Here is an 18,891-nt window from a genome sequence, read left to right on the forward strand (position 1 = left end):
ATCCGCTTTTTCGCCGAGCTGGCGGACAAGCACGGCGGTTCGCTGGCCGCCACCCAGACCGACCGCCTGGGCATGCAGATCGCCGAACCCTATGGGGTGATCGCCGCCATCGCGCCGTGGAATTTCCCGCTGAGCATGGCCTCGTGGAAAGTCGCCCCGGCCCTGGCCGCCGGTAACGCGGTGGTGCTCAAGCCGTCGGAACTGACGCCGTACTCCAGCCTGCGTTTCGCCGAACTGGCGCTGCAAGCGGGGATCCCGGCGGGCATCTTCAACGTGGTACAGGGCGACGGCCGGGTCACTGGCGATGCCCTGTGTCGCCATCCGCGGGTGGCCAAGGTGACCTTTACCGGCTCCACCGCCACCGGTTCGAGCATCATGTCCACCTGCGCCCTGGTCGGGCCCAAGCCGGTGACCCTGGAGCTGGGCGGCAAGAGCCCGCAACTGGTGTTCGCCGACGTGCCGGACATCGCCAGGACCGCGCGCACCGTGGCCATGGCCATTACCGGCAACGCCGGGCAGGTCTGTGTCTCCGGTTCGCGGCTGCTGATCGAACGCTCGATCATGCAGCCCTTCGTCGAGCACCTGCGGACGTACTTCGAACAATTGCGCCCGGGGCCGACCTGGTCGTCGGCCAGCACGCTGTCGCCGATCATTTCCCGGCAGCAGGCCAACCGCATCGACGGCATCGTCCAGCGTTCGCGCCAGGCCGGCGCCGAGGTGCTCTGTGGCGGCGGCTTGTTCGATGGCCTGGGCGGCGCCTATTACCAGCCGACCCTGCTGACCGGCCTGGACAACAGCAATCCGGCGGTCTGCGAGGAGATCTTCGGCCCGGTGCTGACGGTGCAGGCCTTCGACGACGAAGCCGAGGCCCTGGGCCTGGCCGAGCACGCCACCTACGGCCTGGCCGCCGGGGTGCACACCGCCGACATCAACCGCGCCCTGCGCCTGGTCCGGCGCCTGGAGGCCGGCACGGTGTGGGTCAACCGCTACGGGCGCAGCAACGACTACATCCTGCCCACCGGCGGCTACAAGCGTTCCGGCATCGGCAAGGACCTGGGGCGCGAAGCCTTCGAGGCCAACCTGCGCTTCAAGAGCGTGCTGATCGATATCGCCGGCTGAAAGCCATGACCGGCAGGCGGCGGGTGAGCGGGGCGGTACGAAGTATGCATTGAACCTTCCGGCGCGGCCGAAGGCCGGCCGCCACCGGTTGGGGATTGACCGGGACACACTCTGCGATTCAGCGAAACGGGCGCTTCCAGACGGGGGCGCCCGTTTTTGTTGGGGCGGCGCAGGTTCTGCGGCGGTCGGGCCCTGGCTTGAGCCCCGGCGGCTGGAAAAGGTCCATAAAAGCGCATGAATACGGGCTTTGCCCAAGGCTGGCGCGCCCCGCAAAGTCTGCTGAGGGCACCCCGAAAAACGGTGGTTTGTATCGAGCAGCCCGCGCTTTTAACGCCATCTGCTGATTTCACGGTGTTGTAATGAAGCTGTGATTGCAACGCTGCATCAGGGCTCCGGCAGCCGCGCTCTTGCGTGTCACGCCATGACCTCAACGAACTTCAGGACCGCACTCAATGAGCTTTCTTCGTCCCAAATTCATTACGTTCGACTGCTACGGTACGCTGACCAACTTCCACATGGGCACCATGACCCGCGAGCTGTTCGCCGACCGCGTCAGCCCCGAGCAGATGGACCAGTTCGTCAAGGACTTCTCGGCCTATCGCCTGGACCAGGTGATGGGCGACTGGAGGCCCTACGACGAGATCCTCAAGACCGCGCTGGCGCGGACCTGCAAACGCTGGGGCGTCGAGTACCGTGACGAAGGCCAGCTGTACTACGACGCGGTGCCGACCTGGGGCCCCCATCCCGACGTGCCGGCCGGCCTGTCGAAGATCGCCGACAAGATCCCCCTGGTGATTTTCTCCAACGCCAGCGACAGCCAGATCATGTCCAACGTCGACAAGCTCGGCGCGCCGTTCCACAAGGTCTTCACCGCCGAACAGGCCCAGGCCTACAAGCCACGCCTGGCGGCCTTCGAGTTCATGCTCGACAACCTCGGCTGCGGCCCGCAAGACATCCTCCACGTGTCTTCCAGCTTCCGTTACGACCTGATGCCGGCCCACGACATGAAGATCAAGCACAAGGCCTTCGTCGCCCGTGGCCACGAACAGCCGGCCAACGCCATCTACGGCTACCAGCAGATCCCCGACATCGGCGGCCTGGCCGCGCTGGTCGGTCTCTGATCGGTCATGGGCGCTCTTCAAGGCATGGTCAGGGAGTCAGGCATGGGCAGTGAATCCTATTGGCTCGACAGTGCGCCGGCGTTCACCGGGGCACAGGCCGGCGCGTTGCCGGACAGCGTCGACGTGGCGATCGTCGGTGGCGGGTTCACCGGGTTGTCCGCGGCCCGCGCGCTGGCCATGAAGGGCGCCCGGGTGGTGGTGCTGGAGGCCGGCCGGGTGATCGGCGAAGCCTCCGGGCGCAACGGCGGCCAGTGCAACACCGGGGTGGCCCAGGATTATGCCGCCCTCAGCGCCAGCCTCGGCGCCGAGCGGGCGCGGGCCTATTACCAGGCCTACGAGCGGGCGGTGCAGAGCGTCGTGGCGCTGGTGGAGCAGGAGGGCATCGGTTGCGACCTCAAGCGCAACGGCAAGCTCAAGCTGGCGGCCAAGCCCTTGCATTACGAAGGGCTGGCGCGCACCTGCGAGCTGATTCGCCGCGAGGTCGATGCCGATGTCGAGTTGCTGTCCGCCGAGCAGGTGCGCGGCGAAGTCGATTCCGCCGGTTTTCACGGCGGCCTGTTGCAGCGCAACGGCGTACAGATGCATGTCGGGCGCTTCGGCGTCGGCCTGGCGCAGGCGGCGGCGCGCCATGGCGCGCTGATCTATCAGGACTGTGCGGTCAAAGGCTGGCAAGGCAACAGTGGCGGCTACCGGCTCGACACCGCGCGCGGTTCGTTGCAGGCGCGGCAGATCCTGCTGGCCACCGGCGCCTGCCAGCATGGCGACCTCGGCTGGTACCGGCGGCGCATCGTGCCGGTGGGCAGCTTCGTGGTGACCACCGAGGTGCTGCCGCAAGCCCTGGTCGAGCGGCTGCTGCCGCACCAGCGTTCCTATGTCACCAGCCGCACCATCGGCAACTACTTCCGCCTGACCCCGGACAACCGCCTGCTGTTCGGCGGCCGGGCGCGTTTCGCCATGTCCAGCCCCAGCTCCGACGCCAAGAGCGGCAAGGTGCTGCAGGCGGCCATGGTGCAGATGTTCCCGCAACTGGCCGAGGTCGGGATCGACTACTGCTGGGGCGGGCTGGTGGACATGACCAGCGACCGGCTGCCCCGGGCCGGAGAACGCAACGGCATCTACCACGCCATGGGCTACAGCGGCCATGGCGTGCAGATGTCGGTGCACATGGGCCAGGTCATGGCCGAGGTCATGGACGGCAAGGCCAGCGCCAACCCCTGGCAAGACCTGGCGTGGCCGGCGATTCCCGGGCATTTCGGCAAGCCCTGGTTCCTGCCGTTGGTAGGGGCTTACTACCGCTTCCAGGACTATCTGCACTGAGTTTGCTGCACCGTCGTTTTGCGTTTCCAGGACGCTCCGGTCAACCGCGAGCACTCGAGCCTTCTCATTATTCGACAGGTAGAACTGCTATGACTGACAACAAAGTCGATCCGCAACTGATTTCCGGCGAAGAAAGCCTGCGGGTTTTCGAAGGCCTGAACCGTGGCATGTCCCGCCGCAGTGCCTTGCGCATGCTTGGCGTGGCCGGTGTCGCCGCCGCGGGCGCCGGCAGCCTGTTCGGCAGTGCCGGCACCTTGCTCGCCAGCGACAGCGCGGCGCCGGGCAAGGGCAAGCCGGGCGGACGCATCCGCGTCGCCGGCATGTCCAGTTCCACCGCCGACACCCTCGACCCGGCCCGCGGCGCACTGTCCACCGACTATGTGCGGCACTTCATGTTCTACAACGGCCTGACCCGCTTCGACAGCCACCTGGTGCCGCAGCTGGAGCTGGCCGAGCGCATCGACAATACCGACGCCACCCTGTGGATCATCACCCTGCGCAAGGACGTGACCTTCCACAACGGCAAGGGCCTGACCGCCGCCGACGTGGTGTTCTCGCTGTCGCGGCACAAGGACCCGGCCACCGGCTCCAAGGTCATGCCGCTGATGGAGCAGTTCGCCGAGATCAAGGCCACCGGCACCCATGAGGTGCAGATCCGCCTCAAGGCGCCGAACGCCGAGCTGCCGTCGATCCTCGCGGTCTCGCACCTGCTGATCGTGCCCGAAGGCACCACCGACTTCAGCCAGGGCATCGGCACCGGGCCGTTCAAGGTCAAGGAGTTCAAGCCGGGCGTGCGTTCGGTCTCCGCGCGCAACCCGAACTACTGGAAGCCGGGCCTGCCGTACCTGGACGAGATCGAGTTCATCGCCATCGCCGACGAGCCTTCGCGGGTCAACGCCTTGCTCTCCGGCGATGTCAACCTGATCAACGAGGTCAACCCGCGCTCCACCGCGCGCATCGCCGCCAGCGCCGGGCACCGGGTGGTGGACGCGCCGTCGGGCAATTACACCGACCTGATCATTCGCCAGGACCAGTTGCCTGGCCAGAGCCCGGAATTCACCCAGGCGCTGAAGCACCTGCTGGACCGCGAACAGGTGAAATCCGCGGTGTTCCGCGGCTACGCCGTGGTCGGCAACGACCACCCGATCGCGCCCGGTTCGCGTTACTACAACGCTGACCTGCCGCAGACCGTGTACGACCCGGAAAAGGCCCGCTTCCTGCTGAAGAAGGCCGGCATGGAGAAGGTCAGCATGCCGCTGGTGGCCTCGCCGGCCGCCACCGGCTCGGTGGACATCGCCGTGCTCCTGCAGCAGTCGGCCAAGCAGGCCGGGCTGACCCTCAACGTCAACCGCCTGCCCAGCGACGGCTACTGGTCCAACCACTGGATGAAGCACCCGCTGAGCTTCGGCAACATCAACCCGCGGCCGAACGCCGACGTGATCTTCTCGCAGTTCTTCCAGTCCAGCGCGCCATGGAACGAGTCGGGCTGGAAGAACGAGCAGTTCGACCAGTTGCTGATGCTGGCCCGCGGCGAGACCGACGACGCCAAGCGCAGCACCATGTACGCCGACATGCAGACCCTGGTGCACGACCACTGTGGCATCGGCATCCCGGTGTTCATCAGCAACATCGACGGGGTCGACCAGCGTATCAAGGGCTATGGCAGCAACCCCCTGGGCGGCTTCATGGGCTACATGTTCGCCGAGCAGGTGTGGCTGGACGCGTGAGGGGCGAAAGCGGGTTCCGTCGGAGCTGCAAGGCAGGAGGGAAGGGCGATGAATAGCAACACACTGTGGTTGATCGGGCGGCGCATGGGCGCCGCGGTCGTGACCTTGTTGATCGTCTCCATGGTGGTGTTCGCCATCACCGCGGTATTGCCGGGGGACGCGGCGCAACAGGCCCTGGGGCAGTTCGCCACGCCGGAACAGGTGGCGGCGCTGCGCCTGAAACTGGGCCTGGACCAGCCCGGTGTGGTGCGTTACCTGCACTGGTTGCTCAGCCTGCTGGCCGGCGACATGGGCACCTCGGTGTCCAACGCCATGCCGGTCAGCGAGCTGATGGCCGGGCGGGTGCCCAACACCCTGATGCTGGCGGCGGTGACCGCGGTGGTCTCGGTGCCGGTGGCGCTGACCCTGGGCATCGGCTCGGCCATGGGCCGCGGCGGGCGCCTGGACAGCGTCCTGAGCTTCATCACCCTGGCCCTGGTGGCGGTGCCGGAGTTCCTGGTGGCGACCCTGGCGGTGCTGGTGTTCGCGGTGAACCTGGGCTGGCTGTCGGCCTTGTCCTACGCCAGCGAAACCCACTCGCCGCTGCAGTTCCTGCGCACCTACGCCTTGCCGGTGATGACCCTGTGCTTCGTCATCGTCGCGCAAATGGCGCGCATGACCCGCGCCGCGGTGATCGACCAGCTCGACAGCCCCTACGTGGAAATGGCCCGGCTCAAGGGCGTCAGCCCGGTGCGCATCGTGCTGCGCCACGCCTTGCCCAACGCCATCGGGCCGATTGCCAACGCGGTGGCGCTGAGCCTGTCGTACCTGCTGGGCGGGGTGGTGATCGTCGAGACCATCTTCAACTATCCCGGGATCGCCAGCCTGATGGTCGACGCGGTGACCAACCGCGATATGGCGCTGGTCCAGGCCTGCACCATGCTGTTCTGCACGGCCTACCTGGGCCTGGTGCTGATTGCCGACCTGTGCGCGATTCTTTCCAATCCGAGGCTGAGAAACCAATGAGCAATCTCATGCTGAAGTCGACGCCTGCCACGCCCGACCTGGCGCTTGGCAAGGTGTCCCACGGGCCGTCCTGGCTCGGCCTGACCGGGGCTGCGATGTGTGTGCTGTGGCTGCTGGTGGCGCTGTTCGGCCCCTGGCTGGCGCCGCACCCGGTGGGCGAAGTGGTGTCCGCCAATGTGTTCGACGCCATGGGCGCGGCCTATCCGTTCGGCACCGATTACCTGGGCCGCGACATGCTCAGCCGGGTGCTGGTGGGCGCGCGGTTCACCGTCGGCCTGGCGCTGATTTCCGCGGTCCTGGCCAGCGGCCTGGGCACCGCCTGCGCCTTGCTCTCGGTGGTCGCGCCGAAATGGCTGGATGAAGTCATCAGCCGCCTGATGGATGCCTTCATCTCCATCCCGAGCAAGATGCTGGCGCTGATCATGGTCTCGGCCTTCGGCTCCTCGGTGGTGCTGCTGGTGTGCACCGCGGTGCTGAGCTTCACCCCCGGGGCATTCCGTATCGCCCGCAGCCTGGCGGTGAATATCGAGGCCCTGGAGTATGTGCAGGTGGCCCGCACCCGGGGCGAGCGGCGGCTGTACATCGCCTGCGTGGAGATCCTGCCGAACATGCTCAACCCGGTGCTCACCGACCTCGGCCTGCGCTTTGGCTTCATCGTCCTGCTGCTCAGCGGCATGAGCTTTCTCGGCCTCGGCGTGCAGCCGCCGGACGCCGACCTCGGCTCGCTGGTGCGCGAGAACATCGGCGGCCTCAACCAGGGCGCGCCGGCCATCGTCATCCCGGCGCTGGCCATCGGCACCCTGACCATTGGCGTGAACCTGTTCATCGACAGGATCTCGTCGCGCCGCAGCCGCCGTCCGGGAGGTCATTGAGATGAGCCAGTTGATTCGAGTGGAAGACCTGCGGGTGGTCGCCGGCGGCGAGAGCGGCGAAGTGGAGATCGTCAAGGGCGTGAGCTTCGCCCTGGAGCAGGGCGAGGTGCTGGCGTTGATCGGCGAATCCGGCTCCGGCAAGACCACCATCGCCCTGGCCCTGCTGGGTTATGCCCGCCGCGGTTGCCGCCTGGCGTCCGGGGTGGTGCGGGTCGGCGAACATGACATGCTGGCCCTGGGCGAGGAGCAGTTGCAGGGCCTGCGCGGCAATCGCGTGTCCTACATCGCCCAGAGCGCGGCGGCGGCCTTCAACCCGGCGAAAAGACTCCTCGACCAGGTGGTGGAGGGCGCCCTGATCCATGGTCTGGACAGCCGCGCCAACCTGGAGGCCAAGGCCATCGCGCTGTTCCGCGACCTGGCCCTGCCGGACCCGGAACACATCGGCCAGCGTTACCCGCACCAGGTCTCGGGCGGCCAGTTGCAACGGGTGATGGCGGCGATGGCGCTGATCAGCGACCCGCTGCTGGTGATCCTCGACGAGCCGACCACCGCGCTCGACGTCACCACCCAGATCGACGTGCTGCGGGCCTTCAAGCGGGTGGTGCGCGAACGCGGGGCGACGGCGGTGTATGTGTCCCACGACCTGGCGGTGGTGGCGCAGATGGCCGATCAGATCGTGGTGCTCAACGGCGGCCAGATCCTCGAACAGAGCGCCACCGCGCCGCTGCTCGAGGGCCCGGCCCACGACTACACCCGCAGCCTGCTGGCGGCGGCGCGCCCGGACTCGACCATTCGCCCGCCCAGCGATATCGCCGAGGACCAGCCGCTGCTGACCATCAAGGGCCTGACCGCCGGCTACGGCAACAAGAACCTGCAAGGCATGCCGATGATCCGCGTGCTGGAGGACATCGACCTGACCGTGCGCCGTGGCCAGGCCATTGGCGTGATCGGCGAGTCGGGCTCCGGCAAGTCGACCCTGGCGCGGGTGGTGGCCGGTTTGCTGGCCCCGGCCCTGGGGAACCTGACCTTCGACGGCCAGCCCCTGGGCGGCAGCCTGTCGAGCCGCACCGACGAGCAGTTCCGGCGGATCCAGATGGTGTTCCAGAACGCCGACACCGCGCTCAACCCCATGCACAGCGTCAGCGCCATTCTCAGCCGGCCGCTGAAGATGTATTTCGGCCTCAAGGGCGCGGCCTTGCGCCAGCGCATCGACGAACTGCTGGACCTGGTGCGGCTGCCGCGCAAGCTCGCGGACCGGCGGCCCAGCGAGCTGTCCGGCGGGCAGAAGCAGCGGGTCAACCTGGCCCGCGCGCTGGCGGCCAAGCCCGACCTGATCCTCTGCGACGAGGTGACTTCGGCCCTGGATACGGTGGTTGGGGCGGCGATTCTCGAATTGCTGCGCGACCTGCGCCAGGAACTGGGGGTGTCCTACCTGTTCATCAGCCACGACATTTCCACGGTGCGCGCGCTGTGCGACGACATCGTGGTGATGTACAGCGGGCACAAGGTCGAGGCGGGCAGCCGCGCGGCCTTTGCCCAGGCGCCGTTCCATCCCTATACCGACCTGCTGATCCACTCGGTGCCGGAGCTGCGCCAGGGCTGGCTGGAAAGCTGCGGCAGCACCTGCGCCAGCCTGCCGCCGATCGGCGCCAAGGCCAACGTGCCGGAGCTGTGCACCTTCCTCAATCGCTGCCCGGTGCGCATCGACGGGTTGTGCAACCGCACCGCGCCGAACCGCCGCGCCATCGACGGCGGCAGCGAGATTCTCTGCCACCGCGACAGCGGCGAGTTGCTGCAGAGCCAACAGAACTTCAATGGCATGACCGAGGGAGCCTACGCATGAAGGGGCGTTTTGTACGGTTGGGCGAGCGCGAACGCTCGCCGGTACGGCTGTGGGTGGATGGCACGCCGATCGAGGCGTTGCAGGGCGACACGCTGATGGTGGCGTTGCTGACCCAGGGAACGGCCCTGCGCCAGTCGGAGTTCGATTCCGGCCGGCGCGCCGGCTTCTGCCTGATGGGCGCCTGCCAGGACTGCTGGGTCTGGACCCGCGCCGGCGAACGCCTGCGCGCCTGTTCCAGCGAGGTCCGCGAGGGCCTGGATATCCTCACCACACAACCGGAGGCGGTATGGCCACTGCACGGCTGAACATCCCGTCCGGCGCCGCGCCGCGGGTCGTGATAGTCGGCGCCGGCCCGGCCGGTGTCCGTTGCGCCGAAACCCTGCTGGCGGCCGGCCTGGTGCCGACCCTGGTCGACGAGAACCGTCGCGACGGCGGGCAGATCTACCGCCGCCAGCCCGAAGGTTTCCGCCGCGACTACGCCACCCTGTACGGCAGCGAAGCGCACAAGGCGCGGGCCCTGCACGACAGTTTCGAGCGCTTGCGCCCGCGCATCGACTATCGCCCGGACACCCTGGTGTGGAACCTGACCCCCGGGCAGCTGTGCTGCGTCAGCCAGGGCCGGCACTTCACCCTGGACTATGACGCGCTGATCCTCTGCACCGGCGCCACCGACCGCCTGATGCCGCTCGAAGGCTGGCAACTGGCGGGCACCTACAGCCTCGGCGGCGCGCAGATCGCCCTCAAGGCGCAATCGGTGTCCATCGGTCACCGCGTGGTGTTCATGGGCAGCGGGCCGCTGCTGTACCTGGTGGCCAGCCAGTACCTCAAGGCCGGGGCGCAGGTCGCCGCGGTACTCGACACCTCGCCGCTGGGCAAGCGCATCGGCGCCTTGCCGAAACTGCTGGCGCGCCCGGGATTGCTCTGGACCGGCATGAAGCTGCTGGCGCAGCTGTGCCTGGCCCGGGTGCCGGTGCACCTGGGGATCCAGCCGGTCCGGGTGCTGGGCGATGCCCAGGGCGGGGTCAGCCTGGTGCAGGTCAAGACCGCCAAGGGCGACAGCCTGGATGTCGAGTGCGATGCCCTGGCCCTGGGCTATCACCTGCGTCCGGAAACCCAGCTGGCCGACCTTGCCGGTTGCCGCCTGGCCTTCGACCCGGCGTCCAGCCAGTGGCTGCTGGAGCTCGACGAGGCCGGGCGCACCAGTGTCAGCGGGGTCTATGCCGCCGGCGACGGGGCGAAGATCCGTGGCGCCGACGCCGCCGAACACGCCGGGCGCCTCGCGGCGCTGGCCCTGCTCGAGGATCTGCAACTGCCGGTCAACGCCGCGGAACGCGACGAACAGCGCCAGGCCCTGGCGGTGATGGACCAGTTCCGCCTCGGCCTGGCCCAGGCCTTTCCCTGGCCGAGCGCCCAGGCCGAGGCGCTGCCGGACACCGCCATCGTCTGCCGTTGCGAGATGATCAGCGCCGGCGAACTGCGGCGCACGGTGCGCGAGAAGGGCGCCTGCGAAGTCAACCGCGCCAAGGCCTTCAGCCGGGTCGGCATGGGCCGCTGCCAGGGGCGCTACTGTTCCCAGGCCGGGGCCGAGGTGATCGCCGCCGCGGCCGGGGTCGCGGTGCAGGAGGTGGGCCGGCAGCGAGGCCAGGCCCCGGTCAAGCCCCTTTCGATGCTCACCGGGGAGGTGACGCCATGACGGTGCAACAGTCCGATGTACTGATTGTCGGCGGCGGCCTGATGGGCTCGGCGGCGGCGTTTTTCCTGCGCCAGCGCGGCCAGTCGGTGACCCTGCTGGAGCGCGACCAGATCGGCCAGTACGCCAGCGGGGTGAACTTCGGCAACGTGCGGCGCCAGGGGCGTTATCTCGGCCAGCTGGAGCTGGCCAACCGTTCCTGGGCCCTGTGGAGGCGCCTGCCGGAACTGATCGACGACGACCTGGAATTCATCGCCAGCGGCCATATGCGGGTGTGTTACCGCGAGGACGAGATCGCTGAGCTCGAGGCCTATGCCGCGGCGCCCGAGGCGCGGCAGCTGGACCTGAAGATCTACCGCGGCCGCGAGCTGCATGAGCGTTTTCCGTTCCTCGGGCCGGACGTCAAGGGTGGCTCCTACGCGCCCCATGACGGCCATGCCAACCCGCGCCTGGCGGCCCCGGCCTTTGCCCGGGCGGCGGTGCGCGCCGGGGCGCGGATCGAAGAGCGCACCGAAGTGGCCGAGGTGCAGAAGGTCGGCGGCGGGTTCCGGGTCGGCACCACCGACGGCCGCCAATTCAGCGCCGAACGCCTGCTGATCACCGCCGGCGCCTGGGGCCAGAAACTCTCCGAGCAGTTTGGCGAGCCGGTGCCGCTGGACACCAACGGCCCGCAGATGGCGGTCACCGAGCCGGTGCCTTACGCCTTGCCGACGGTGATCGGGGTCTACACCAAGATCCCCGAGGAGGTGATCTACTTCCGCCAGATTCCCCGCGGCAACATCATCATCGGCGGCGGCTACCGCAGCAAACCGGACATGCTCACACGGCGCGCCCAGGTCGAACCGCGCAGCATCCTCAACCAGATCCAGCAGATGCGCCGGCTGCTGCCGGGCGTCGGCAACCTCAACATCATCCGCGTCTGGAGCGGCATCGAAGGTTATCTGCCCGACTCGCTGCCGATCATGGGTCCCAGTGGCCAGGTCGACGGTCTGTACTACGCCTTCGGTTTCTGCGGCCACGGCTTCCAGCTTGGCCCGGGCGTCGGCGACGTGATGGCCGAGCTGATCGCCACCGGCAGCACCAGCACCCCGATCGAGCCCTTTTCGATTCGCCGCTTCGCCGGCACAACCGCACAACGGAGCAAGGCCTCATGAAACCCCGGGTACTGGAGATCCTCAAGCGCCTGATCGCCTTCGACACCGTGTCCTCGGAGTCGAACCTGGCGCTGATCGAATACGTGCGCGAGCTGCTGCTGGGCAAGGGCATCGAGTCGCTGATCGTCAAGGACGAAAGCGGGCGCAAGGCCAACCTGTTCGCCAGCACCGGGCCGCGGGAGCTGCCGGGGATCCTGCTGTCCGGGCATACCGACGTGGTGCCCGTCGCCGGCCAGGCCTGGACCCTGCCGGCGTTCCAGGTCACCGAGCAAGGCGGGCGCCTCTACGGGCGCGGCAGCTGCGACATGAAGGGGTTTATCGCCCTGGCCATAGACGCCATGCTCGATGCCGCCGACAGCACCTTGAACCGGCCGCTGCAACTGGCGCTGTCCCATGACGAGGAAATCGGTTGCGTCGGCGTGCGCCGCCTGCTGGACGTGCTGCACCTGGCGCCGGTGCGGCCGTTCCTGTGCCTGATCGGCGAACCCACGCGCATGCAGTTCGTGCTCGGGCACAAGGGCAAGGGGTCGTACCGCGCCTATTGCCGTGGCCAGGAAGCGCATTCCTCCCTGGCGCCGCTGGCAGCCAACGCGATTCACCTGGCCTGCGATTTCATCGCCGGTTTGCGCGACAGCCAGCAGCGTCTGCGCGAGCAGGGCGCGCGCGATGCCGACTACGACATTCCCTACAGCACCGTGCACGTCGGGCAGATCGGTGGCGGCAAGGCGCTGAACATAGTGCCGAACCTGTGCACCCTGGATTTCGAGGTGCGCAACCTGCCGGCGGACGATCTCGAGCAGTTCCTCGAACAGATGCGCGAACGCGCCGAGCTGATCGTGCGCGAGGCCCGCAAGGTCTCCGAGGTGGCGGCCATCGAGATCGAAACCCTCAATGTCTACCCGGGGCTGGAAACCCATCCGAGCGTCGAGGCAGTGCGTTTGCTCCACGCCTTCGCCGCGCCGGGCACCGGCTATGCCAAGGTCGGCTTCGGCACCGAAGGCGGCCTGTTCAGCCAGCGCCTGGACATCCCGGTGGTGGTCTGCGGCCCGGGCTCCATCGAGCAGGCGCACAAGCCCGACGAGTTCATCGAGGTCAGCCAGATGGATGCCGGCCAGCGTTTTCTCGAAGGCCTGCTGGGTTCCCTGAAACGTTGAGCGGTCACCTGTAGCCGCTGCCGGAGGCTGCGATCGGGCGCTAGCCCGCCAAGCCTGTATCCCGGATCGATCTGACGCACCGTGGTTATCTGTTTTGCGACGGCTGCGCCGCCGATCGCAGGCTGCGCCAGCGGCTACAGGGCGCTGTTCATGTTCTCGGTAGAGCCTGCTGCGCCGCCGCGTTTTTCAGCATCCGACGCTGTCGGCCCGGCGCTTTCAGCATCCTGGGCTGTGGCGCCTGCTTAGACTGGAGGCTGTCTCGGAACAGGACTCGACCATGCTCAAGAATCGTTTGAAAGACCCAAGCCTCTTGGTGGAACTGGCCTATATCGACGGGCAGTGGGTGGCCGCCGACGATGGCGCGACCCTGGCGGTGCTCGACCCGGCCAGCGGCGAATGCCTGGCCCGGGTGCCGGCCCTGCAGGGCGCGCAGACCCGCCTGGCCATCGCCGCCGCCGAACGCGCCTGGCCGGCCTGGCGCGCGCGCCCGGCGGCGGAGCGGGCACAGCTGCTGGAGCGCTGGTACCAGGCCATGCTCGACAACCTCGACGACCTGGCCCTGATCATGACCGCCGAACAGGGCAAGCCTTTCGCCGAAGCCCAGGGCGAAATCCGCTACGGCGCCGGTTTCGTCAAATGGTTCGCCGAGGAGGCGCGGCGCATCTGCGGCGACACCCTGCCGGCGCCCGCTGGCGACCGGCGCCTGCTGACCCTCAAGCAGCCCGTGGGGGTCTGCGCGGCCATCACCCCGTGGAATTTCCCCAACGCGATGATCACCCGCAAGTGCGCGCCGGCCCTGGCCGCCGGCTGCCCGATCATCGTCAAGCCTTCCGACCTCACGCCGCTGTCAGCCCTGGCCCTGGCGGTGCTGGCCGAGCGGGTGGGGATTCCGCCGGGGGTGTTCAGCGTGCTTACGGGCATGCCGACCGGGATCGGCGAAGAGCTGACCGGCAACCCGGCGGTGCGCAAGATTTCCTTTACCGGCTCCACCGCGGTCGGCCGCCTGTTGATGCGCCAGAGCGCCGAGCACATCAAGCGCCTGAGCCTGGAGCTGGGCGGTAACGCGCCGTTCGTGGTGTTCGACGACGCCGACCTGGAACAGGCGATCGCCGGGATCATGCAGAGCAAGTTCCGCAACGCCGGGCAGACTTGCGTCTGCGCCAACCGCATCCTGGTCCAGGACGGGATCTACCAGCGTTTTGCCCAGCGCCTGGTGGAAGAGGTGGCCAAGCTCAAGGTCGGCAACGGCCTGGAGCCGGGCGTGAGCATCGGCCCGCTGATCAATGCCGCGGCGGTGAGCAAGGTCGCCCGGCATATCGACGATGCCCTGGGCAAGGGCGCGACCCTGCTGTGCGGCGGGATTCCCCAGGGCGAAAGCCAGTTCGTGCAGCCCACGGTGCTGGGCGAGGCCAGCCCCGAGATGCTCCTGGCCCACGAGGAAACCTTCGGCCCGGTGGCGCCGCTGATGCGCTTCCACGACGAGGCCGAGGCGCTGGCCATCGCCAACGCCACGCCCTACGGGCTGGGCGCCTACTACTTCACCCAGGACCTGCGCCGCTCCTGGCGTTTCGGCGAAGCGCTGGAGTTCGGCATGGTCGGCCTCAACACCGGGATCATCTCCATGGAAGTGGCGCCGTTCGGCGGCATCAAGCAATCGGGCCTGGGCCGCGAAGGCAGCAAGTACGGCCTGGACGAATACCTGGAAATCAAGGCTTTCCACATCGGCGGCCTGTGACCGGCCCGCACCGACTTCGAGGAGACATGCGACATGAGCAAGGCATTCAGGATCGCCGCCATCGCCGGCGACGGAATCGGCAAGGAAGTATTGCCAGAAGGATTGCGGGTGCTGCGGCAGGCGGCGCGCAAGTGGCAGCTGGACCTGCAGATCGAGGTGCTGGACTGGGCGCACTGCGATTACTACCTGGAGCACGGGCGGATGATGCCCGAGGACTGGTTCGAGCGGCTCAAGGATTTCGACGCCATCTACTTCGGCGCCGTGGGCTGGCCGGACAAGGTGCCGGACCATATTTCCCTGTGGGGTTCGCTGCTCAAGTTCCGCCGCGACTTCGACCAGTACGTGAATATCCGCCCGGTGCGGCTGTTCCCCGGGGTGCCGTGCCCGCTGGCCGGGCGCGAGCCGGGGGACATCGATTTCGTGGTGGTCCGCGAGAACACCGAGGGCGAGTATTCCTCGGTGGGTGGCAAGATGTTCGAGGGCACCGAGCATGAGTTCGTGCTGCAGGAGTCGGTGTTCACCCGGCGTGGCGTGGACCGCATTCTCAGGTACGCCTTCGACCTGGCCCAGACCCGGCCGCGCAAGCGCCTGACGGCGGCGACCAAGTCCAACGGGATTTCCATCAGCATGCCGTACTGGGACGAGCGCACGGCGCTGATGGCCGAGCAGTACCCGCAGGTGAGCTGGGACAAGCAGCACATCGACATTCTCTGCGCGCGTTTTGTCCTGCAACCGGAGCGGTTCGACGTGGTGGTGGCCTCCAACCTGTTCGGCGACATTCTCTCCGACCTCGGCCCGGCCTGTGCCGGCACCATCGGCATCGCGCCCTCGGCCAACCTCGATCCGCAGCGGCGCTTCCCGTCGCTGTTCGAGCCGGTGCACGGCTCGGCGCCGGACATCTACGGGCGCAATATCGCCAACCCGATCGCGATGATCTGGTCTGGCGCGCTGATGCTGGATTTCCTCGGCAACGGCGACCAGCGTTATCGCGCCGCCCACGACGGGATTCTCGAGGCCATCGAACAAGTGATCGCCCAGGGCCCGATCACCCCGGACCTGGGTGGCCAGGCCTCGACCCAGGAGGTGGGTGCGGCGATTGCCGAGAGGCTCTGAGCCCCACCCTGTAGCGGCTAGTGCGGGCGGCGTTCTGACCTGGCGCCCGCCAAAGCCGTATCCCGGATCAGCCTGACACACCGCGGTCAGCGGTCTTGCGACGGCTGCGCCGCCGATCGCAGGCTGCGCCAGCGGCTACAGCGATTGCGGGGCTCCTGCGTTCTTTGTCGACACCGAACCCTGTAGCCGCTGCCGAAGGCTGCGATCGGGCGCCAGCCCGCAAAACCTGCGTCCCGGATCGCCCTGACGCACTGCGGTCAGCGGTCTTGCGACGGCTGCGCCGTCGATCGCAGGCTGCGCCAGCGGCTACAGCGATTGCGGGGCTCCTGCGTTCTTTGTCGACACCGAACCCTGTAGCCGCTGCCGAAGGCTGCGATCGGGCGCCAGCCCGCCAAACCTGCACGCTGGATAGCCCTGACGCACCACTGTCACTGGTTTTACGACGGCTGCGCCAGCGGCTACACGATCGCGGGGCTTTCAATAACCCTGGCTGCGGTCGATCTGCCCGAGCATCGGTTCGCCGCGCTGGTGGCGGCGGATATTGTCCAGCAGCACGGCGAAGGCGCTTTCCGGCTGGGTCATGGCGGCGATGTGCGGGGTCAGGAGGATCTGCGGGTGATCCCAGAACGGGTGTTCGGCCGGGGCCGGCTCCTGTTGCAGGACGTCGAGCACCGCGCCGCTGAGCTGGCCGCTGGCCAGGGCGTCGAGCAGGTCCTGCTCCACCAGGTGGCCGCCACGGCCCATGTTGATCAGCGCCGCGCCGCGGGGCAGTTGGCGGAACAGCTCGCGGTCGAGGATGCCCTGGGTCTGTTCGGTCAGGGGCAGCACGCACAGCAGGATGTCGCACTGGCTGAGAAAGGCCGGCAGCTGCTGGTTGCCGGCGAAACACTGCACGCCGTCGATGCGATGGGCGCTGCGGGCCCAGCCGGACAGGGCGAACCCCAGCGGCCGCAGGGTGGCGAGGATCTGCTGGGCCTGTTGGCCCAGGCCCATGACCCCGACCCGGCGTTGCGCCGCCGGTTGCAGCAGGTGCGCCTGCCAGCAGCGGGCGAACTGCTGCTGCCGGTAGCGCAGCATGTCGCGGTGCAGGCTGAGCACGGCGAAGCTGGCGTATTCGCACATGCCCCGGGTGATGCCCGGGTCCAGCAGGCGCACCACCGGCAAGTCCGGCGGCAGGCGCGCGAGGTCCAGCTGATCGACCCCGGCCGAGAGGGCGAACAGCACCTCGAGGTTAGGTAAAAGGCTCAGGTCGTCCGGCGCCTGCCAGGCCGCCAGGTAGCGGATGTCCTCGGGGTTGCCGAGGTCCGGCCAGGCACGCCATTGAATGTCCGGGGCCTGTTCGGCGAACAGCGCTCGCCAGTGTTCGCCACGCACGGGGTCAGCTTTATAGAGGAGGGCCATGGGCGGTTCCTGATCGATGGAGGGATGGGTTTCATGATGCCGCAACGGCAAAGCAGGATCTGTCGAAAGGCCGCGTGCGAACGCCTTGTGCCGCGCGCTTCGAGGCCCTGGCCGGCAGATTCGGCGGGGCTGAAGGAATCTGCCGTTTGCCGGGGTGAAAACAGTGGATCCGGATTTCTCAGGGGCCAAGTTCGGCTAAGTCGGTTCCGCCGAAGCCTTAATCTGAAGCCATCGCAACCGCTTCCCGGTTGCCTGGCTCAGTATGAGGAACGCCATGAATAGCAAGGTCGACGAAACACCTCATTTGCTCCAGCAGCGCGATCAGTTCGTGCCGCGGGGCGTGGTCACTGCCCATCCGCTGGTCATCGACCGCGCCGAGGGCTCCCAGGTGTGGGACGTGGACGGCGAGCGCTATCTGGATTTCGTCGGCGGGATCGGCGTGTTGAACATCGGCCACAACCACCCGCGGGTGGTGGCGGCGGTGCAGGCGCAGTTGCAGAAAGTCTCCCACGCTTGCTTCCAGGTGGTGGCCTACAAACCGTACCTGGACCTGGCCCGGCGCCTGAGCCAGATGATCGGCGGCGCCGAGCCCTACAAGGCGGCATTCTTCACCTCTGGCGCCGAGGCCGTGGAGAACGCGGTGAAGATCGCCCGCGCCCATACCCAGCGTTCGGCGGTGATCGCCTTTCGTGGCGGTTTCCATGGCCGCACCTTGCTCGGCAGCACGCTGACCGGCATGAGCCAGCCGTACAAGCAGAACTTCGGCACCGCCCCCGAGGTGTTCCATACGCCGTACCCGAACGCCTATCGCGGGGTCAGCAGCGAGATGGCCCTGCAGGCGTTGCAGGAGCTGTTCGCCACCCAGGTCGCACCCGAGCGCGTGGCGGCGATCATCATCGAACCGGTGCAGGGCGACGGCGGTTTCCTCGCCGCTCCGGCGGAATTCCTCCAGGCCTTGCGCGCCCTGGCGACGCAACACGGCATCGTGCTGATCCTCGATGAAATCCAGACCGGCTTCGGCCGCACCGGCAGCTGGTTCGGCTTCCAGCACGCCGATATCCAGCCGGACCTGGTCACCGTGGCCAAGAGCCTGGCCGGTGGCTTGCCGTTGTCCGGCGTGGTGGGCAAGGCGCAGATCATGGACGCGCCGCTGCCCGGCGGCCTCGGTGGCACCTACGGCGGCAACGCCCTGGCCTGCGCCGCGGCGCTGGCGGTGCTGGATGCCTACGAAGAGGAACAGTTGCTGGCCCGTGGCGTGGCGCTGGGCTTGCGCCTGCGCGAAGGGTTGCTGAGCCTGCAGAGGCTGTACCCGTGCATCGGCGATGTGCGTGGCAGCGGTTTCATGCTGGCGCTGGAACTGGTCAAGAACGATGCGGCGCACAGCCCCGATGCCGAGTTGACGCAACGGCTGATCGACCAGGCGCGCCTGGGTGGGTTGCTGGTGATCAAGTGCGGGGTGCACCGTAACGTCCTGCGCTTCCTGGCACCGCTGGTAACAACTCCCGAGCAGATCGACGAAGCCCTGGCGATTCTCGACGCCGCGCTGGCACGAGTCTTGAACTGAGCTGATGCCCCGGTCGGCGCCGGGCTGCCGGGCGCCACCGATGGGCATTTTTGGAGCATGGATCGATGGAACGCAT

General features: G+C 67.8%; 15 protein-coding genes. 14 read left to right on the plus strand and 1 reads right to left on the minus strand.

The genetic code is table 11. The features are described 5' to 3' along the window. The 13 genes from PVZ80_RS33205 to PVZ80_RS33265 all read left to right on the plus strand — a co-directional run. Nucleotides 1-1,119, plus strand: a 1,119-nt coding sequence (locus tag PVZ80_RS33205) for an aldehyde dehydrogenase family protein (RefSeq protein ID WP_273865093.1), incomplete at its 5' end; no start/stop codon positions are given. 452 nt (nt 1,120-1,571) lie between these two features. After that, nucleotides 1,572-2,240: a haloacid dehalogenase type II gene (locus PVZ80_RS33210; RefSeq protein ID WP_009049179.1), complete on the plus strand. Its 669-nt coding sequence runs from the start codon at nt 1,572-1,574 to the stop codon at nt 2,238-2,240. A 42-nt stretch (nt 2,241-2,282) separates the two neighbouring features. Continuing rightward, nucleotides 2,283-3,557: an NAD(P)/FAD-dependent oxidoreductase gene (locus tag PVZ80_RS33215; protein ID WP_273865094.1), complete on the plus strand. Its 1,275-nt coding sequence runs from the start codon at nt 2,283-2,285 to the stop codon at nt 3,555-3,557. Nucleotides 3,558-3,646: 89 nt separating this feature from the next. Beyond that, nucleotides 3,647-5,284 (plus strand): ABC transporter substrate-binding protein, encoded by a 1,638-nt coding sequence (locus PVZ80_RS33220; protein ID WP_041983646.1) that lies wholly within the window; start codon nt 3,647-3,649, stop codon nt 5,282-5,284. A 48-nt stretch (nt 5,285-5,332) separates the two neighbouring features. Then, the gene (locus tag PVZ80_RS33225) at nt 5,333-6,289 is read left to right on the plus strand and encodes an ABC transporter permease (RefSeq protein ID WP_009049176.1); all 957 of its coding nucleotides are present in this window, start codon (nt 5,333-5,335) and stop codon (nt 6,287-6,289) included. Further along, nucleotides 6,286-7,161: an ABC transporter permease gene (locus tag PVZ80_RS33230; RefSeq protein WP_028684087.1), complete on the plus strand. Its 876-nt coding sequence runs from the start codon at nt 6,286-6,288 to the stop codon at nt 7,159-7,161. The genes PVZ80_RS33225 and PVZ80_RS33230 overlap by 4 nt, the downstream gene beginning before the upstream one ends. 1 nt (nt 7,162) lies before the next feature. Continuing rightward, on the plus strand, nt 7,163-9,004 hold the full coding sequence (locus PVZ80_RS33235) for an ABC transporter ATP-binding protein (RefSeq protein ID WP_028684086.1): 1,842 nt from the start codon (nt 7,163-7,165) through the stop codon (nt 9,002-9,004). Further along, nucleotides 9,001-9,309, plus strand: a complete 309-nt coding sequence (locus tag PVZ80_RS33240) for a (2Fe-2S)-binding protein (RefSeq protein WP_124334900.1) — start codon at nt 9,001-9,003, stop codon at nt 9,307-9,309. The genes PVZ80_RS33235 and PVZ80_RS33240 overlap by 4 nt, the downstream gene beginning before the upstream one ends. After that, nucleotides 9,291-10,697 (plus strand): FAD/NAD(P)-dependent oxidoreductase, encoded by a 1,407-nt coding sequence (locus PVZ80_RS33245; protein WP_028684085.1) that lies wholly within the window; start codon nt 9,291-9,293, stop codon nt 10,695-10,697. Before PVZ80_RS33240 ends, PVZ80_RS33245 begins: the two co-directional genes overlap by 19 nt. After that, complete coding sequence (locus PVZ80_RS33250) at nt 10,694-11,848, plus strand: NAD(P)/FAD-dependent oxidoreductase (protein WP_009049171.1); 1,155 nt, start codon at nt 10,694-10,696, stop codon at nt 11,846-11,848. The genes PVZ80_RS33245 and PVZ80_RS33250 overlap by 4 nt, the downstream gene beginning before the upstream one ends. Next, nucleotides 11,845-13,002 carry an acetylornithine deacetylase gene (argE, locus tag PVZ80_RS33255; protein WP_273865095.1) on the plus strand — a complete coding sequence of 386 codons (1,158 nt, stop codon included), beginning with the start codon at nt 11,845-11,847 and terminating at the stop codon, nt 13,000-13,002. The genes PVZ80_RS33250 and argE overlap by 4 nt, the downstream gene beginning before the upstream one ends. Nucleotides 13,003-13,279: 277 nt before the next feature. Beyond that, complete coding sequence (locus PVZ80_RS33260; RefSeq protein ID WP_053269137.1) at nt 13,280-14,737, plus strand: NAD-dependent succinate-semialdehyde dehydrogenase; 1,458 nt, start codon at nt 13,280-13,282, stop codon at nt 14,735-14,737. Between the two features lie 33 nt (nt 14,738-14,770). After that, a complete protein-coding gene (locus PVZ80_RS33265) occupies nt 14,771-15,850 on the plus strand; it encodes a tartrate dehydrogenase (protein WP_124355077.1) in 1,080 nt (359 codons plus the stop codon). A gap of 477 nt (nt 15,851-16,327) precedes the next feature. On the opposite strand, the gene PVZ80_RS33270 is transcribed toward PVZ80_RS33265, so the two are convergent. After that, the gene (locus tag PVZ80_RS33270; protein WP_009049167.1) at nt 16,328-17,251 is read right to left on the minus strand and encodes a 2-hydroxyacid dehydrogenase; all 924 of its coding nucleotides are present in this window, start codon (nt 17,249-17,251) and stop codon (nt 16,328-16,330) included. 274 nt (nt 17,252-17,525) lie between these two features. On the opposite strand from PVZ80_RS33270, the gene gabT reads away from it, so the two are divergent. Beyond that, nucleotides 17,526-18,815: a 4-aminobutyrate--2-oxoglutarate transaminase gene (gene gabT, locus PVZ80_RS33275; protein ID WP_009049166.1), complete on the plus strand. Its 1,290-nt coding sequence runs from the start codon at nt 17,526-17,528 to the stop codon at nt 18,813-18,815. Nucleotides 18,816-18,891 lie beyond the last annotated feature (76 nt).

It is taken from the genome of Pseudomonas sp. B3G-3, from assembly GCF_028640915.1.
Taxonomy (GTDB): Bacteria; Pseudomonadota; Gammaproteobacteria; order Pseudomonadales; family Pseudomonadaceae; genus Aquipseudomonas; species Aquipseudomonas chlororaphis_I.

Coding starts and splice junctions, on each gene's coding strand:
- PVZ80_RS33270 (WP_009049167.1), bottom strand. CDS start 17,251: ATGGCCCTCCTCTATAAAGCTGACCCCGTGCGTGGCGAACACTGGCGA.
- PVZ80_RS33210 (WP_009049179.1), top strand. CDS start 1,572: ATGAGCTTTCTTCGTCCCAAATTCATTACGTTCGACTGCTACGGTACG.
- PVZ80_RS33260 (WP_053269137.1), top strand. CDS start 13,280: ATGCTCAAGAATCGTTTGAAAGACCCAAGCCTCTTGGTGGAACTGGCC.
- PVZ80_RS33230 (WP_028684087.1), top strand. CDS start 6,286: ATGAGCAATCTCATGCTGAAGTCGACGCCTGCCACGCCCGACCTGGCG.
- PVZ80_RS33250 (WP_009049171.1), top strand. CDS start 10,694: ATGACGGTGCAACAGTCCGATGTACTGATTGTCGGCGGCGGCCTGATG.
- PVZ80_RS33265 (WP_124355077.1), top strand. CDS start 14,771: ATGAGCAAGGCATTCAGGATCGCCGCCATCGCCGGCGACGGAATCGGC.
- gabT (WP_009049166.1), top strand. CDS start 17,526: ATGAATAGCAAGGTCGACGAAACACCTCATTTGCTCCAGCAGCGCGAT.
- PVZ80_RS33220 (WP_041983646.1), top strand. CDS start 3,647: ATGACTGACAACAAAGTCGATCCGCAACTGATTTCCGGCGAAGAAAGC.
- PVZ80_RS33245 (WP_028684085.1), top strand. CDS start 9,291: ATGGCCACTGCACGGCTGAACATCCCGTCCGGCGCCGCGCCGCGGGTC.
- argE (WP_273865095.1), top strand. CDS start 11,845: ATGAAACCCCGGGTACTGGAGATCCTCAAGCGCCTGATCGCCTTCGAC.
- PVZ80_RS33235 (WP_028684086.1), top strand. CDS start 7,163: ATGAGCCAGTTGATTCGAGTGGAAGACCTGCGGGTGGTCGCCGGCGGC.
- PVZ80_RS33240 (WP_124334900.1), top strand. CDS start 9,001: ATGAAGGGGCGTTTTGTACGGTTGGGCGAGCGCGAACGCTCGCCGGTA.
- PVZ80_RS33225 (WP_009049176.1), top strand. CDS start 5,333: ATGAATAGCAACACACTGTGGTTGATCGGGCGGCGCATGGGCGCCGCG.
- PVZ80_RS33215 (WP_273865094.1), top strand. CDS start 2,283: ATGGGCAGTGAATCCTATTGGCTCGACAGTGCGCCGGCGTTCACCGGG.